Origin of the sequence: Trujillonella endophytica (assembly GCF_900110555.1) — a bacterium.
GTDB classification, from domain to species: Bacteria; Actinomycetota; Actinomycetes; order Mycobacteriales; family Geodermatophilaceae; genus Trujillonella; species Trujillonella endophytica.
Genome location: NZ_FOEE01000008.1, coordinates 202598 through 218254, shown reverse-complemented (window position 1 = coordinate 218254; position 15657 = coordinate 202598). Strand labels below are relative to the sequence as shown.

15 protein-coding genes are annotated in these 15657 nt (G+C 75.0%); 4 read left to right on the top strand and 11 right to left on the bottom strand.

What is annotated here, in order from left to right; all coding sequences use genetic code 11:
* Positions 1 to 3: 3 nt before the first annotated feature.
* Both purD and rsgA read right to left on the bottom strand, forming a co-directional pair.
* Positions 4 to 1275: a phosphoribosylamine--glycine ligase gene (purD, locus tag BMY88_RS14310; RefSeq protein ID WP_091944530.1), complete on the bottom strand. Its 1272-nt coding sequence runs from the start codon at positions 1273 to 1275 to the stop codon at positions 4 to 6.
* A 48-nt stretch (positions 1276 to 1323) separates the two neighbouring features.
* A complete protein-coding gene (gene rsgA, locus BMY88_RS14305; protein WP_091944526.1) occupies positions 1324 to 2346 on the bottom strand; it encodes a ribosome small subunit-dependent GTPase A in 1023 nt (340 codons plus the stop codon).
* 254 nt (positions 2347 to 2600) lie between these two features.
* Between rsgA and BMY88_RS14300 the strand changes: the two genes are divergently transcribed.
* Positions 2601 to 3632, top strand: a complete 1032-nt coding sequence (locus BMY88_RS14300; RefSeq protein ID WP_091944523.1) for a glycerophosphodiester phosphodiesterase family protein — start codon at positions 2601 to 2603, stop codon at positions 3630 to 3632.
* Positions 3633 to 3675: 43 nt separating this feature from the next.
* On the opposite strand, the gene BMY88_RS14295 is transcribed toward BMY88_RS14300, so the two are convergent.
* Complete coding sequence (locus BMY88_RS14295; RefSeq protein ID WP_091944520.1) at positions 3676 to 4965, bottom strand: adenylosuccinate synthase; 1290 nt, start codon at positions 4963 to 4965, stop codon at positions 3676 to 3678.
* Positions 4966 to 5032: 67 nt separating this feature from the next.
* On the opposite strand from BMY88_RS14295, the gene BMY88_RS14290 reads away from it, so the two are divergent.
* The 3 genes from BMY88_RS14290 to BMY88_RS14280 all read left to right on the top strand — a co-directional run bounded on the left by BMY88_RS14290 (position 5033) and on the right by BMY88_RS14280 (position 7678).
* The gene (locus BMY88_RS14290; RefSeq protein WP_091944516.1) at positions 5033 to 5650 is read left to right on the top strand and encodes a hypothetical protein; all 618 of its coding nucleotides are present in this window, start codon (positions 5033 to 5035) and stop codon (positions 5648 to 5650) included.
* Between the two features lie 130 nt (positions 5651 to 5780).
* Positions 5781 to 6839 (top strand): ABC transporter permease, encoded by a 1059-nt coding sequence (locus BMY88_RS14285; protein ID WP_211435656.1) that lies wholly within the window; start codon positions 5781 to 5783, stop codon positions 6837 to 6839.
* The gene (locus tag BMY88_RS14280) at positions 6836 to 7678 is read left to right on the top strand and encodes an ATP-binding cassette domain-containing protein (protein ID WP_091944513.1); all 843 of its coding nucleotides are present in this window, start codon (positions 6836 to 6838) and stop codon (positions 7676 to 7678) included. Before BMY88_RS14285 ends, BMY88_RS14280 begins: the two co-directional genes overlap by 4 nt.
* A gap of 54 nt (positions 7679 to 7732) precedes the next feature.
* On the opposite strand, the gene BMY88_RS23880 is transcribed toward BMY88_RS14280, so the two are convergent.
* The 8 genes from BMY88_RS23880 to BMY88_RS14240 all read right to left on the bottom strand — a co-directional run bounded on the left by BMY88_RS23880 (position 7733) and on the right by BMY88_RS14240 (position 15645).
* Entirely contained in the window at positions 7733 to 7879 is a 147-nt protein-coding gene (locus BMY88_RS23880; protein ID WP_170861110.1) for a GPGG-motif small membrane protein, read from the bottom strand.
* Positions 7880 to 7982: 103 nt separating this feature from the next.
* On the bottom strand, positions 7983 to 8390 hold the full coding sequence (locus BMY88_RS14270) for a DUF3151 domain-containing protein (RefSeq protein ID WP_091944507.1): 408 nt from the start codon (positions 8388 to 8390) through the stop codon (positions 7983 to 7985).
* Positions 8387 to 9421: a class II fructose-bisphosphate aldolase gene (gene fbaA, locus BMY88_RS14265; RefSeq protein ID WP_091944505.1), complete on the bottom strand. Its 1035-nt coding sequence runs from the start codon at positions 9419 to 9421 to the stop codon at positions 8387 to 8389. Before fbaA ends, BMY88_RS14270 begins: the two co-directional genes overlap by 4 nt.
* Before the next feature lie 158 nt (positions 9422 to 9579).
* Positions 9580 to 10926 (bottom strand): FAD-dependent oxidoreductase, encoded by a 1347-nt coding sequence (locus tag BMY88_RS14260; RefSeq protein ID WP_091944503.1) that lies wholly within the window; start codon positions 10924 to 10926, stop codon positions 9580 to 9582.
* Between the two features lie 13 nt (positions 10927 to 10939).
* A complete protein-coding gene (locus BMY88_RS14255) occupies positions 10940 to 12334 on the bottom strand; it encodes an FAD-binding oxidoreductase (RefSeq protein WP_170861109.1) in 1395 nt (464 codons plus the stop codon).
* Positions 12335 to 12452: 118 nt separating this feature from the next.
* Positions 12453 to 13010, bottom strand: a complete 558-nt coding sequence (gene pyrE, locus BMY88_RS14250; RefSeq protein ID WP_211435655.1) for an orotate phosphoribosyltransferase — start codon at positions 13008 to 13010, stop codon at positions 12453 to 12455.
* Positions 13011 to 13119: 109 nt separating this feature from the next.
* Positions 13120 to 13791, bottom strand: coding sequence for a fasciclin domain-containing protein (locus BMY88_RS14245; RefSeq protein ID WP_211435654.1), 672 nt, complete (start codon positions 13789 to 13791; stop codon positions 13120 to 13122).
* A gap of 153 nt (positions 13792 to 13944) precedes the next feature.
* Complete coding sequence (locus tag BMY88_RS14240) at positions 13945 to 15645, bottom strand: molybdopterin-dependent oxidoreductase (protein WP_211435653.1); 1701 nt, start codon at positions 15643 to 15645, stop codon at positions 13945 to 13947.
* Positions 15646 to 15657: the final 12 nt, after the last annotated feature.

Below are 15657 nucleotides of genomic sequence, written 5' to 3'. Positions count from 1 at the left end.
TGACTAGGGGACGGCGATGCGGCCCTCGACGGCGGCCAGGCCGATGTCGGTGCGCCAGTGCGCGCCGGCCAGCCGCACGGCGGCGACCCGCTCGTACGCCGTCCGCCGGGCCGCGGCGAGGTCCGCGCCGGTCGCGGTGACCGCCAGAACCCGGCCGCCCGCCGACCGCACCGTGCCGTCGGCGGACACGGCCGTGCCGGCGTGCAGCACGCCCTCACCGTCGGCCCCGGCGACCGGGTCCCCGGTGCGCGGCCGTTCGGGGTAGCCCTCGGCGGCGACGACGACGGTCACCGCGGCGCCCTCCCGCCACTGCAGCGGCGGGTGGTCGGCGAGCATGCCGGTGGCGGCGGCGTGCAGCAGCCCACCCAGCGGCGTGGCGAGCAGCGGCAGCACGACCTGCGTCTCCGGATCGCCGAAGCGGGCGTTGAACTCGACGACGCGCACGCCGCGCGAGGTCAGCGCCAGCCCGGCGTAGAGCAACCCGGAGAACGGCTCCCCGCGGCGGGCCATCTCGTCGACCGTCGGCTGCAGCACCGAGGCCAGCACCTCGTCGACGAGGCCGGCCGGCGCCCACGGCAGCGGCGCGTAGGCACCCATGCCACCGGTGTTGGGGCCGGCGTCGCCGTCGTCGCGGCGCTTGTGGTCCTGGGCCGGCACCAGCGGCAGCACCGTCGTCCCGTCGGTGACGGCGAACAGCGACACCTCCGGGCCGTCGAGGTACTCCTCGACGAGGACGGCGCCACCGGCCTCGAGCACCCCGGTGCCGTGGGCGAGCGCGGCCGCCCGGTCCGGGGTGACGACGACGCCCTTGCCCGCGGCCAGCCCGTCGTCCTTGACCACGTACGGGACGCCGGGGGCGAGCGCGGCCACCTCGTCGAGGGCGGTCCGCAGCTCCGCCGGCCCCCCGACCGCCCAGGCGCGGGCCGTGGGCACCCCGGCGGCGGCCATGACGTGCTTGGCGAAGGACTTGCTGCCCTCGAGCTGCGCGGCCTGCGCCGACGGGCCGAAGCAGGCGATGCCGGCGTCGCGGACGGCGTCGGCGACCCCGGCGACCAGCGGCACCTCGGGCCCGATCACCACCAGGTCGGCGCCCCAGCCGGTGGCCAGCGCGGCGACCGCGACCGGATCGGCGGGGTCGACCGCCGCCGGCTCGGCGATCCGCCGGGTGCCCGCGTTGCCCGGCGCGCAGGCCAGGGCGGTCACCGCGGGGTCGGACTGCAGAGCGACGCACAGGGCGTGCTCCCGGGCACCGGAGCCGATCACGAGCACGCGCACGGACGGCGACCCTACCGATGGGGCCCGGGGCGGCGGCCCGGGTGGCGGCTAGCGCATCCGGTTCGGCTGCGAGCGCATCGCCTTGTGCAGCGCGCGCACCCGGGCGTGCTCCGCGGCGCGGGCGCGGGCGTCCGAGCGCAGCGCCTGCCGGTGCGCCTCGGCCTGCAGCTTGCGCCACCCGGCGAGCCGGCCCAGGTCGAGCGTGCCCGCGGCGATCGCGGCGGTGACCGCGCAGCCCGGCTCCGTGCGGTGCCCGCAGTCGCGGAAGCGGCAGGCGGCGGCCAGGTCCGCGACGTCGGCGTAGGCGACGTCGATGCCCTCGTCGTCGGCCAGGGCGAGCTCCCGCATGCCCGGGGTGTCGACCAGCAGTCCCCCGCCGGGCAGCCGGTGCAGCTCGCGGGCGGTCGTGGTGTGCCGGCCCCGGCCGTCGACCTCGCGCACCGGCCCGGTCGCCACCAGCGGCTCCCCGAGCAGGGCGTTGACCAGGCTGGACTTGCCGACGCCGGAGGGGCCGACCAGCGCGGCCGTCCGGCCGGGTCCCAGCCGGGCCGACAGCTCGTCCAGGCCCTCCTCCGTCACCGCGCTCACCGCGACGACGTCCACCCCGAGCAGCGCCTCGGCCACCTCGGCGGCGGTCGCCGGGGCGTCGTCGCAGAGGTCGGCCTTGGTGAGCACGACGACCGGCGTGGCCCCGCTGCTCCAGGCCACGGCCAGGTATCGCTCCACCCGGCGCAACCGCACCGGCCCGCCGAGCGCGTCGACCACCAGCACCGTGTCGAGATTCGCCGCGACCACCTGCTCCGCCGAGCCCCGGCCGGCCGCCGTCCGCACGAACGCCGTCCGCCGGGGCAGCAGCGACACCGCCAGGTCCCCGCGCAGCGCCACCCAGTCGCCCACCGCCGGGCCGGTGCCCCCGTGCAGCGCCGGCGCGGGGTGCACCCGGCGTTCCCCGTCGGAGGCGAGGACGGTCAGCAGGCCCCGGTCGACCCGTCCGATCCGCGCGGGCGCGGTGCCGGCCGGGAGCTCGGGCGCCCGCTCGTCGTCCCAGCCGAGCAGTGCGAGGTCGTCCACGCCGACGATGGTGGCGCCGCACGGCAGGACTGTCGCCCGAGTTTTCGCGCCCGCGGACTCAAGATCGACACCCGCCCGGCCGATCCAGGGATATGCCGCGCCGCCGGGCCACGCCGCCCCGGTCCACCTCCGAAGGCGATTTCCGCCACAGCGGACACAGCTGTGGCCCGATGACCTGCACGTCTGCCGAATTGTGCGCAACGCGCCGTTCGGCGTTCGCGTCATGGACACCCGGTCACGGTGTTGTAGGGGACATGCAGGCCATCCTGTCGCCGGCGGTGCCCCGGGCGAGCCGCCTCCCCCGTCCCGTGATCGTCGGTCACCGCGGCGCCCCGGCCTACCGGCCCGAGCACACCGCCGCGAGCTACGACCTCGCCATCGACCTCGGCGCCGACCTCGTCGAGCCCGACGTGGTGGTCACCCGCGACGGCGCCCTCGTCGTCCGGCACGAGAACGAGCTCTCCCGGACCACGGACGTCGCCGCGCGGCCCGAGTTCGCCGGCCGGCGCACCACCCGGGTCGTGGGCGGCAAGGAGCGCACCGGCTGGTTCGCCGAGGACCTCACCCTGGCCGAGATCCGGACGCTGCGGGCGATCGAGCGCATGCCCGAGCTGCGCCCGCTCAACACCGCCTACGACGGCACGTTCGAGATCCTCACCCTCGCCGAGGTCGTCGAGCTGGCCCGCCGGCGGTCGACCCCCGAGCGCCCGATCCGCGTGCTCGCCGAGTTGAAGAAGCCGAGCTGGTCGGCCGAGCACGGCCTGCCCATGGCCGAGCTCGTGGCCGCGGAGCTGCATCGGCTGGACGCCGTCTCCCCGGACGGAACCGTCGTCGTGCAGTCCTTCGACGCCGCGGGCCTGCAGGAGCTGCGTGGCCTGGTCGGCGACGGCGGCCCGACGATGTTCCAGCTCGTCGACGACGCCCCCGAGGACGACCCGCTGCTCACCAACGCGGGCCTGCGCGGCATCTCCACCTACGCGCAGGGCATCGCGCCCAGCCGGCACCGGATCCTGCCGCGCAACGCCGGCGGCCAGCTGACCGGCCCGACCGACCTGGTCACCCGCGCCCACCACGCCGGACTGAGCGTCGTCCCGTGGACGCTGCGCGCCGAGAACGCCTTCCTTCCCCGGCACCTGCAGATCGGCGACGACCCGAGCGCCCTCGGCGACGCCGCCGGGGAGGCCCGCCTGCTGCTCGGCCTCGGGGTGGACGGCCTGATCACCGATCACCCCGAGATCGCCGTCTCCGTGCGCGAGGAGTTCGCCCCGGTCTGCGCCGCGGCATGACAGGTCTGCGGTCCGCCGGACCGCACCCGGAACCGCCGAGCGTCTAGCCCAGCAGGTCGTGCAGGACCACGTTCTCGTCGCGGCCCGGGCCCACCCCGATCACGCTGACCCGCGCGCCGGCCAGCTGCTCCAGCCGCCGCACGTAGGCCTGGGCGTTGGCCGGCAGCTCGTCGAAGGACCGGCAGTGCCGGATGTCTTCGAACCAGCCCGGCATCTCCTCGTAGATCGGCGTCGCGTGGTGGAAGTCGGTCTGCGTCATCGGCATCTCGTCGTGCCGGACGCCGTCGATCTCGTAGGCCACGCAGATCGGCACCGTCGCGAGCCCCGAGAGGACGTCGAGCTTGGTGAGGAAGTAGTCGGTGATGCCGTTGACCCGGCTGGCGTAGCGCGCGATGACCGCGTCGAACCAGCCGCAGCGGCGGTCGCGACCCGTGGTCACGCCCACCTCGCCGCCGTGCTTGCGCAGGTACTCGCCGTTGGCGTCGTGCAGCTCGGTCGGGAAGGGCCCCGAGCCCACCCGGGTCGTGTAGGCCTTCAGGATGCCGATCACCCGCGTGATGCGGGTCGGGCCGATACCGCTGCCCACCGCGGCGCCGCCCGCGGTCGGGTTGGACGACGTCACGAACGGATACGTGCCGTGGTCGACGTCGAGCAGCGTGCCCTGCGACCCCTCCAGCAGCACGTACTCGCCGGCGTCGAGGGCGTTGCCCAGCAGCAGCCGGGTGTCGGCGATCCGGGCCTTGAGGACCTCCGCGTACCCCGCGTACTCCTCCACGACCTCGTCGACGTCGATCGCCTTGCGGTTGTAGACCTTGACGAGGACCTGGTTCTTCTCCTGCAGCGTGCCCTCGAGCTTCTGGCGCAGGATCGACAGGTCGAGCAGGTCGGCCACGCGGATGCCGGTGCGGGCCACCTTGTCGCCGTAGGCGGGGCCGATGCCGCGACCGGTCGTGCCGATCTTCCGCGTGCCCAGGAACCGCTCGGTGACCTTATCCAGGGCCCGGTGGTGCGGCATGATCAGGTGCGCGTCGGCGGAGATGACCAGCCGCGAGGTGTCGACGCCGCGCTCCTCCAGCCCCGTCAGCTCGCGGATGAGGACCTCGGGGTCCACCACCACACCGTTGCCGATGACCGGGGTGCAGCCGGGCGTGAGGATGCCCGACGGGATCAGGTGCAGCGCGTACCGCTCGCCGTCGGGCGTGATCACCGTGTGCCCGGCGTTGTTCCCGCCCTGGTAACGGACCACGTAGGGCACGCGGCCACCGAGCAGGTCGGTCGCCTTGCCCTTGCCCTCGTCGCCCCACTGGGCACCGATCAGCACCACAGCCGGCATCGCTCGTCAGATCCCCTCGCGCATCGACACCGGTGATGACCGGCCTGCCAGGTGGCAGGGTAATCGCATGCCCCTGCTCGAGGTGGACCTACGCGGCCTCGCCCCGGATCAGGCACCGACCCCCGACGCCGTGGCCGGCGCCGGTGAGGGGTCCTCGGTGCTGGTCCGGGGCCCGGTTCCCGCGCTCGCCGGCGTGCTCGCCGCCCTCAACCGCGCGTCCCGCACCGCCGACGTCGCCGTCTCCTGGGAGCCGGCCGACGACAAGCTCTCCCGCGGGCTGGCCCGCGACCTCGGCATCGGCGGCGGCGCCGAGCGCGAGATGACGCTGGTGCGCGACGACCACGGCGGGGTCCTGCTGCACACCGGCCGCGTCGAGCCCGCCGCCGACGGCATCCGCCCCCGGCTCGCCCGGCGGTTCGGCGCCCAGGCCCACCACGACGACGTCAAGGTCGCCGACGGGCTGATCAGCCGCATCACCGCCCGGCCGGAGTGGCGCGCCGTGGACACCCTCCGCGTCGTCGTGTCGGTCCTGCCCATGCGGCCGCCGCGGCTGTCCACCGGCCGGGCGCTGCAGATCGCCTGCGACCCGGCCCGGGTGACCCGCGACGGCGTCGTCCTCCCCCGCCTCGTGAGCCGCTGGACCTGGTACGCCGACGACCGGGTGCGCTGGCGCCTGCAGCCCTGACGGAGGCTCCCGACCGCCCCCGCGCCCGGCGCGGGACCCCGTCGGGAGGCCGGACGCGGGTCATGGACACTGACCCCCTCTCCCCAGCCGTCGAGGAGGCCCCCCTGCCGTCGTCCCCGAGCCGGCCCACGTGACCGCCGGCCAGCTGCCCGGGTCCCGGTCGGCCCTCGCCGGCCCGGTCCCCGGAGGTCGCCTCCTCGGCCGGACGCTGGTCCGTCCGAGCACGGCCGCCTGGATCGGGCTCGTGGTCGTCACGGTGTTCTTCGCGGTCGCGGCGCCCGCCCTGGTGAGCGCGGGCGGCCTGGCGGGCGTGCTGGACAGCGCCTCGCTGCTGGGCATCGGCGCGCTGGCGGTGGGCCTGCTCCTGATCGCCGGCCACATCGACCTCTCGATCGGCATGGTGGCGGCGTCCAGTTCCCTGCTCACCGGGCTCCTGGTCGCCGAGGCGGGCTGGGGCATCTGGCCGGCGCTGGCCGTCTCGCTGGCCGCCTCCCTCGTCGTCGGCCTGCTCAACGGCTGGCTCGTCGTCCGCACCGGGCTGCCCAGCTTCCTGGTGACCCTCGCCGCGCACCTCGTGCTGCAGGGCACCTCCCTCGCGCTGACCCGCGCGATCGCCGGGACGACGGTGTTGCAGAACCTCGACGAGGCGCCCGGATGGTCCTCGGCGCGCACGGTCTTCCAGTCCACCGCGGAGTGGGGCGAGGGCGTCTTCAGCATCTCGATCGTGTGGTGGCTCGGGTTGACGGCCTGGGCGGCGTGGCTGCTGTGGCGCACCCCGTTCGGCAACGGCGTCCTCGCCGTCGGCGGGGCCCGGCGCGCCGCCCGCGAGCTCGGCGTCCCGGTCCGGCGGACCACGCTGACCCTGTTCTGCTGCACCGCTGCTGCCGGGTGGCTGATCGGCACCCTGGTGCTGGTCCGGCTGGGCACCGCGGAGGGCGGCTCGACGCTGATGCCGTCGATCGACTTCCTCGTCGCCGCGGTCATCGGCGGTTGCCTGCTCACCGGCGGCTACGGCTCCGCGGTGGGCGCGGCGGTCGGCGCCCTGATCTACGCCGTCGCCCAGTTCGGGATCACGCTGGCGGGCTGGGACTCGCTGTGGTTCCAGGCGTTCCTCGGCGTGCTGCTGATCGTCGCGCTGCTCGCCAGCGGCGTGGTGCGCAGCCGGCTGCGGGAGGTGCCCCGGTCGTGAGCGCCGACGACGTCCCCGGCGGGCCCGGCCCCGTCGTCCCCGGTCCGCCCCCGGTGCTGGCGCTGGGCCAGGTGACGGTGCGCCACGGCAGCGTGGCGGCGCTGTCCCGGGTGTCCGCGGAGTTCGCGCCCGGCACGATCACCTGCGTCCTCGGCGAGAACGGTTCCGGCAAGTCGACGCTGGTGTCGGTGCTCTCGGGGCTGACCCGGCCGGACGAGGGGAGCCTGCTCCTCGACGGCCGCCCGGCACGGTTCCGGTCAGCCCGGGACGCGCGCGCGGCCGGCATCGCCACCGTCTGGAACGACCTCTCCGTGGCCCCGCTGATGTCGGTGTGGCGGAACTTCTGCCTCGGCGCCGAGCCCACGGCCGGGATGTGGCCGCTGCGCCGGGTGGACCTGGCCGCGGCGCGCGAGCTCACGGCGCGCGAACTGGCGAAGGTCGGCATGGCCGGCGTGGACCCCGACCAGCCGGCCAGCGGGCTGCGCCCCGGGGAGCGGCAGAGCCTGGCGATCGCCCGCGCGCTGCACTTCGGGTCGCGGGCCCTGCTCGTCGACGAGCCGATCGCGCCGCGCAGCGTCGCCGGGGCCACCCAGGCGGGGCAGGCGCTGCTCGCGGCCCGGGCGCGCGGGCTCGCCGTCGTCGTCGTGACCGCCAACCCGCGCTACGCCCACCTGATCGGCGACCGGTTCCTGCTCCTGGCCGGCGGCCAGGTCGCGGGCCGGCTCACCCGGGAGGACGTCGACGCCGACAGCCTGACCCGGCTGATGGCGGGCGACGACGAGCTCACGGCGCTCACCGACGAGATCGAGCGGACGCACCCGGACTGGAACGCGCGCTGACGGGAACGCCGGAGCCCTCCCGGCGGGGTGTGGTCCACCCGCCGGGAGGGCCGGTCAGACGTTGAAGATGCTCACTCCGCCCGGGCCCACGAGCAGCCCGACCACGATGAGCACGATGCCCCACAGCAGCTGACGGCGGACGATCGCGACGATGCCGGCGATCACCAGGACGACGGCGATGATCCAGAGCAGTGTTGCCATGACCGCACCCCACTTCGTGTCGCGGTGCCCGAACGGCACCGTGGAACACGCAGTGTGAGCGAGGACCGGCCGTTCCGCCTGCCGAGATGACCGAGGGTGAGCGTCAGGCCCCGAGGCTGGGGTCGCAGTCGCGCAGCAGCTGGGTGCAGCGTTCCTGCTCGGCGGTCTCGCCGATCGCCTCGGCGGCCCGCGCCAGCACCGTGACGCAGCGCAGGAAGCCGCGGTTGGGCTCGTGCGACCACGGCACCGGACCGAAGCCCTTCCAGCCGTTGCGGCGCAGCGCGTCCAGCCCGCGGTGGTAGCCGGTGCGGGCGTAGGCGTAGGCCTCGATCACCCGGCCACCCTCGACGGCCTCCTCTGCCAGCGCCGCCCAGGCCGCGCTGTACGTGGGGTGGTGTGCCGCCACCTCCGCGGCGGCGACGCCCTCGGCGAGCTCTCGCTCGGCCTCCGGGGACGGCGGGAGGAGGGTGGCCGGCGGCTCGCCCAGCAGGTTCCCGTGCGAGTGCGTCATGCGCTCGTGGACTGGCCGGCCGACAGCAGGTCCTCGCAGGCCTGCACGACGCGCGCCGCCATGCTCGTCTCGGCGGCCTTGAGGTAGCTGCGCGGGTCGTAGGCCTTCTTGTTGCCCACCTCGCCGTCGATCTTCAGCACGCCGTCGTAGTTGCCGAACATGTGCCCGGCGATCGGCCGGGTGAAGGCGTACTGGGTGTCGGTGTCGACGTTCATCTTCACCACGCCGTAGGACAGCGCCTCGCGGATCTCCGACTGCAGCGAGCCCGAGCCGCCGTGGAAGACGAAGTTGAACGGCTTGCTGCCCTCGGGCAGGCCCAGCTCGGCGGTGACGACCTCCTGGCCCTGCTTGAGGATCTCCGGCCGCAGCTGGACGTTGCCGGGCTTGTAGACGCCGTGCACGTTGCCGAACGTCGCGGCGAGCAGGTAGACGCCCTTCTCGCCCAGGCCGAGCGCCTTGGCGGTGGCGATGTAGTCACCGGGGGCGGTGTAGAGCTTGTCGTTGATGTCGTGGCTGACGCCGTCCTCCTCGCCGCCGACGACGCCGATCTCGATCTCCAGCACGATCTTCGCGGCGGAACACCGGGCGATGAGCTCCTCGGCGATCTGCAGGTTCTCGTCGAGGTCGACGGCCGAGCCGTCCCACATGTGCGACTGGAACAGCGGCGCCTGGCCGGCGTCCACGCGGTCCTGGGAGACGGCGATCAGCGGCCGGACGTAGGAGTCCAGCTTGTCCTTGGGGCAGTGGTCGGTGTGCAGCGCCACGTTGACCGGGTACTTCTCGGCGACGACGTGGGCGAACTCCGCCAGCGCGACCGCCCCGGTGACCATGTCCTTGACCTTGGTGCCGGAGCCGAACTCCGCGCCGCCGGTGGAGAACTGGATGATGCCGTCGCTGCCCGCATCGGCGAACCCGCGCAGCGCCGCGTTGATCGTCTCCGAGGAGGTGCAGTTGATCGCCGGGTAGGCGAAGCCGCCCTCCTTCGCCCGGCTGATCATGTCGGCGTAGACCTCGGGGGTCGCGATGGGCATGCGGGGCACTCCTGTCGTCGGCGACTGCGCGCTGGTCGGGCCCCAGTATCCCGCCTCGATGCCGCGGTGACGCACCCCGCTCCCCCGTCGGGTGACGTTCTCGACCCCGGCGCGGGGGCCTCCGCCGTGCCGAGCGCCATGGGGAGGGCGGCGGGTCCCTATCCCTGCTCGATCCGGCTGGACACCCGGGCTGCCACCAGCACCGGGTCGTAGGTGGGCGAGAACGGGGGCGCGTAGGAGAGGTCGGAGCCGGCGAGCTCCTCGGCGGTGAGCCCCGCCCAGATCGCGGTGGCGAACACGTCGATCCGCTTGCCGCTGCCCGGGCCGCCGACGATCTGCGCGCCCAGCAGCGCACCGGACCCGCGCTCGCTGATCAGCTTGACCGTGATCTCCTCCGCGCCCGGGTAGTAGCCGGCGCGCGTGGTGGCGGAGATGGTCTCCGCCCGGCACGCGTACCCCGCCTCCTCCGCGGCCGCCGAGCTCAGCCCGGTGAGCGCGACCTCGGTGTCGCCGACCTTGGTGAGCGCCGTCCCCAGGACGCCGGCGAAGCGGGCCGGCGTGCCGGCGATGACCGAGCCGGCCACGCGGCCCTGCTTGTTGGCGTGCGTGCCGAGCGCGACGTGCATCGCCGCGCCGGTGATCCGCGACCAGGTCTGCGAGCAGTCCCCGGCGGCGGAGACCTCGGGATGGGAGACGCTGCGCTGGGTGCGGTCCACCTCGACCGCCCCGGTGCTGCCCAGCTGCAGGCCCGCGTCTGCGGCCAGCGCCGCCTCCGGCCCCATGCCCAGGCCCAGCACCACGAGGTCGGCCTCGTAGGCCCCCGCGTCGGTGCGGACGGCCCGGGCGACGCCGTCGGCGTCGGTCTCGACCTCGCGCACGGGCTCGCCGGGCCGGACGTCGATGCCCATGGCGCCCATCGCCGCGCAGACCCGCTCCCCCATGTCCGGATCCAGCTGCGCCATGGGCAGCGGGTCGGCGAGGACGACGGTCACCTCCAGACCACGGGCGCGCAGGACCTCGGCCATCTCCAGCCCGATGTAGCCGCCGCCGAGCACGACCGCGCGCTTCGCCCCCGCGGCGATGGCGGCGCGCATGTCGGCGCCGTCGGCCAGCCGATGGACCCCGTGCACGCCCTCGGCGTCCAGCCCCGGCACCGGCGGGCGGGCGGGACGGCCCCCCGTGGCGACGACGAGCCGGTCGTAGCCCAGCGTCTCGCCGGTTCCCGTGCGCACCGTGCCCGCGCCGAGGTCGATGCCCTCGGCGCGGGTGCCCGTCCGCACGTCGATGTCCTGGGCGGCGAACTGCGCGGGCGTGCGGGCGATGAGCAGGTCGCGGTCGGCGACGACGCCGCCGACCCAGTAGGGGATGCCACAGGCGGAGAAGGAGACGTCGGGGCCCTGCTCCAGCACGGTGATCCGCATCTCCGGGCGGAGGCGGCGGGCCTGCGCCGCGGCGGACATTCCGGCGGCGTCGCCGCCGATGACGAGCAGCCGGTCGCGTCCCATGCAGGTCAGCGTGTCAGCCGCGCCGGCGGAACACCTTTCCGGGGTTGAGCAGGCCCGCGGGATCCAAGGCGTCCTTGATCGAGCGGTGCACGTCCAGCGACACGGGACCGATCTCGCGCTCCAGCCAGTCGACCTTCAGCGAGCCGACGCCGTGCTCCCCGGTGATGGTGCCGCCGAGGGACAGGCCCAGCTCGAGGATGTCGTCGAACGCGGCGAAGGCGCGTTCCCGCTGGCCGGGGTCGGCCGGGTCGAAGCAGATCGTCGGGTGCATGTTGCCGTCACCGACGTGCCCGAGGACGCCGATGGTCAGCTCCCGGCGGGCGGCGATGGCGTCGCAGCCGTCCAGGAACCTGGCGATCGCCGAGCGGGGGACGGCGACGTCGTCGAGCAGCGTCGCGCCCAGCTGCGCGAGCGCGGGGATCGCCATCCGCCGCGCGGCCAGCAGCAGGTCGCCCTCGGCCGGGTCGTCGGTGGTGTGCACCAGGTCCGCGCCGGCCTCCCGGCAGAGCGCGGCCAGCGCCTCGATCTCGGCGAGCGCCGCGGCGCCCCCGGCGTCGGACTGCGCGACGAGCAGGGCGGAGGCGCTGCGGTCCAGGTCGGCGTGCAGCAGGTCGTCGACGGCGCAGATGCAGGTGTTGTCGATGACCTCGAGCAGGCTGGGCACCAGCCCGGTGGTGACCACCCGCTCGGCCACCTGCCCGGTCTGCGCGGTGGTACCGAAGGTCGCGACCAGCGTCACCGGCCGCTGCGGCGCCGGCCGCAGCGCGAGGGTCGCCTCGGTGATGACGCCGAGCGTCCCCTCCGAGCCGACGAACAGCCGGGCCAGGTCGTAGCCCGCGACGCCCTTCACGGTCCGCCGGCCGGTCCGCAGCACCCGCCCGTCGGCGAGCACCACCTCGAGGCCGAGCACGTAGTCGGTGGTGACGCCGTACTTGACGCAGCACAGCCCGCCGGAGTTGGTGGACAGGTTGCCGCCGATCGTGCACCAGTCGTAGCTGGAGGGGTCCGGCGGATAGAACAGCCCGTGCGCGGCGACGGCGTCGCGCAGCTGCTTGTTCACCACGCCGGGCTGGACGACGGCGAGCCGGTCGGCCGGTGACACCTCCAGGACGGCGTCCATGCGGGTCGTCACCAGGGTGATGGCGCCGTCCAAGGCGTTGCTGCCCCCCGCCAGCCCGGACCCGGCGCCGCGCGGGACCACCGGGACGCCGTGCCGGTGCGCGACCTTCATCACCGCCACGACGTCGGTGGTGCTCCGCGGGAGCACCACGGCGGCCGGCGTGCCGGCCCCGGCGAGCATCGCCTCGTCGCGCGCGTAGGAGGCGGTGACGTCCGGGTCGACCAGGACGCCGCCTGTCCCCAACGCGTCGACGAGCTCGGCCACCCACGCGGTCGTCACCGTGGTCACCGCTCCACCGTACGGCCGCCCGTGGGCAGTTCCGCGCGACTGCACCGCGCAGAAGCGCGAAGTTGCCCCCGGGCAGAAGCGCGGAATTGCACCGCGCAGAAGCGCGAAGTTGCCCCGATCAGGCCAGGTCGAGGTCCGCCAGCGTGTACGCGGCGCGGTACTCCAGGCCCGCGGCCTCCACCGCGGCCCGGCCGCCGCGGTCGACGATCACCGCGACCGCGACCGGCTCCGCTCCGGCCTCGCGCAATGCCTCGACCGCGGTGAGCGGGCTGCCACCGGTCGTGGAGACGTCCTCGACGACGAGGACCGCGCGGCCCTCGACGTCCGGTCCCTCGATCCGCCGCTGCAGCCCGTGCGCCTTGCCCGCCTTGCGGACGACGCAGGCGTCGAGGAACCCCTGCCCCTGCGCGGCGGCGTGCAGCATCGCCGTGGCGACGGGGTCCGCGCCGAGGGTCAGCCCGCCGACGACGTCGTAGCGCAGGTCGCCGGTGAGCTGCCGCATCACGCGGCCGACCAGCGGGGCGCCCTCGTGGTGCAGGGTCAGCCGCCGCATGTCGATGTACCAGTCGGCCTCGCGGCCGGAGGAGAGCGTCACCTTCCCGTGGACGACGGCGAGCTCGACGATCAGCTCCAGCAGGCGTTCACGGTCGGGCAGGCCGGCGGCGGGCGACTCCATGAGGGCGACCCTACGCAGCACGGCGGCCCGACTCCGCGGGGAGCCGGGCCGCACGGCCCCCGTCCCGAGGCTCGCGCCGCGCGGGGCGTGCGCCTCGGGACGGGCCTCCTCAGCCCGCGGCCGGGGCCAGCACCTGGTCGATGATGTAGACGGTGGCGTTGGCGGTCTGGACGTTGCCGCAGATGACCGACGCCTGGACCTCGGTGAGGGTGCCGTCGACGGTGAACGCCTCGCCCGAGCCCTCGATCGTGACCTGGTCGCCGTTGAGCGTGGTGTGCGTGCCGGCCAGCTCGTCGGGCGCGAGCCGCCCGTCGATGACGTGGTGGGTCAGGATCGTGGTCAGCTGGGGCACGTCGGCGAGCACGGCGTTCAGGGCGTCGGCCGGCACGGCCTCGAACGCGGGGTTCGCCGGGGCGAGGACGGTGATCTCCTCCTGGCCGTTCAGCGTGTCGACCAGGTTCGCGGCGGTCACGGCCTGCACCAGGGTGGACAGCGCCGGGTTGTTGCTGGCCGCGGTCGCCACCGGGTCGTCGGTCATGCCGGTGAAGCTGCCCTCGCCGTCGGCCGGGACGGCGGCGCAGCCGGCTCCGAACGGCTCCTCGGTCATCGAGTCGCCCGAGGCGGGGGCGCTGCTCTCCATGCCGGAGTCCGAGGTGCTGCTGCTCGACGACCCGCTGTCCGACGCGGTGTCGTCGGAGTCGTCCGAGCCGCAGGCGCTCAGGGTCACGGCCAGCACGGAGGCCGCCGCCAGCATCACGCCACGGGTCAGGGTGCTCTTCACGAAGTGCTCCATCTCTCTTACGTGCGGCGCCGGGGTCACGGGCGCCGCGGGTGTGGGGTGGTGCTGTCCCGACCGGTGCAGGCGTCGGGACACGCGCCTGCGGCCGGGTGGCCGAGACGGGTCTGGGGGTCCGCCCGGTGCGGGCGGGATCCGCTAGGTGGCGATCACCCGGATCGAGTGCAGGCCGGACGCTCCGTCGGGTATCGGTCTGGCCCGCTCGGCGGTCTGGACCTCGCCGTCGGCGGTGGTCGCGCGCACGGTCACCTGGTGGCTGCCTGCCGCGAAGTCGTGGGGCAGCACCCACTGCCGCCAGATGTCGGCGTCCACCTCGGGGCCGAGGTCGGCGTCCAGCCACTCGCCCTCGTCGATCTGCACCTCGACCCGGCCGATGCCCCGGGTCTGCGCCCAGGCCACGCCGGCGATCGCCCGGCGGCCGGCGGGGAACTCCCGCAGCGGAGCCGGGGTGTCGATGCGCGAGGCGACCTTGATCGGCCCCTCCTGCGCCCAGCCGCGCTGGGCCCAGAAGGCGTCGTAGGCGTCGAACGTCGTGGCCTCGATGCCGACGAGCCACTTGCACGCGGACACGTAGCCGTACAGCCCGGGGATGATCATCCGGACCGGGAAGCCGTGCTCGATCGGCAGGGGCTCGCCGTTCATGGCGACCGCGAGCATGGCGTCCTCGACCTGCAGGGCCGAGCGGGTGGGCGCTCCGATCGTCATCCCGTCACCGGAGCGGCAGACCAGCTGGGTGGAGCCGGAGGCGACGCCGTTCTCCCGGAGGAAGGTCCCGAGCGGGACGCCGATCCACCGGGCGGTGCCGGCGAGCTTCCCGCCGACCTCGTTGGAGACGCAGGTGAGCGTGATGTCCCGCTCGATGAGGTCGGACCGGCCGTAGAGGTCGTCGAGGGAGTGCGACGACGGGGAGTCGAACGAGCCGGTGAGCTCCAGCCGGTAGGACCCGGGCTGGATCTGCGGAACGGTGATCGCCGTGTCCACCCGGTAGAAGTCCCGGTTGCGGGTGAACAGGGGGGTGAGCCCGTCGACGCGCTCGGCGAGGTCCGCGCCGGCCGGCAGTGCCGGGGCGCGCGACGCGGGGGTGGGCAGCGTCAGGGCGGCGCGCTCGTCGCTGACGTCGAAGCGGCGCTGGAGCAGGTACCCGCCTCCGCCGGTGACCGCGGCGACGCCCACCGCGACCCCGCCGGCGACGAAGAAGCCGCGCCGATCCAGCCCCTTGCGGTCCCCGGTGGCGCCCAGCGCGGCGCGCAGGCGGTCGACGGCGCCCTCGTCGGCGGGCGGGACCGCGTGCCGGCCCACCGCCGCGGTCGCGTCGGCCGGTGGCCGGGAGCGCGGCAGCACCGGGGTCCCCGTCAACGGGCGCAGGAGGAACAGCAGCGCCACGACACCCGCGGCCGCGCCCACCACGGACGGCAGCCAGGCGAGCTGCTCGGCGGCCGGGCGGGAGGTCGCGGCCAGCGCGCCGAGGACGCCGAACAGCGCGATGCCGACGACCCCGACCGCACGCCACCGCAGCGCCAGCACCCCGATGACGAGGGCGAAGACCCCGACGAGCACCAGCGTGCCGGCGACCAGGGCGATCTTGTCGTTCTCGCCGAAGTTCCGGATCGCGAACTGCTTGACGCCCTCGGGGACCAGCGTGATCACGGTGTCGCCGACGGCGACCACCGGCGCGGAGGAGGGCCCGGTCAGCGCCGACACGAGCTGGGCGACCCCGAGGGCGACGGCGGCGGCGAGCAGGCCACCGAGCGCCGCGAGCAGGCGCCGGACCAGCCGCCCACCGCGCCGCCCGGGAGCGGCGTCGGCGGCGGGCGCGGGGGCCTGCTCGGTGGTGGTCACGGAAGGTCTTCG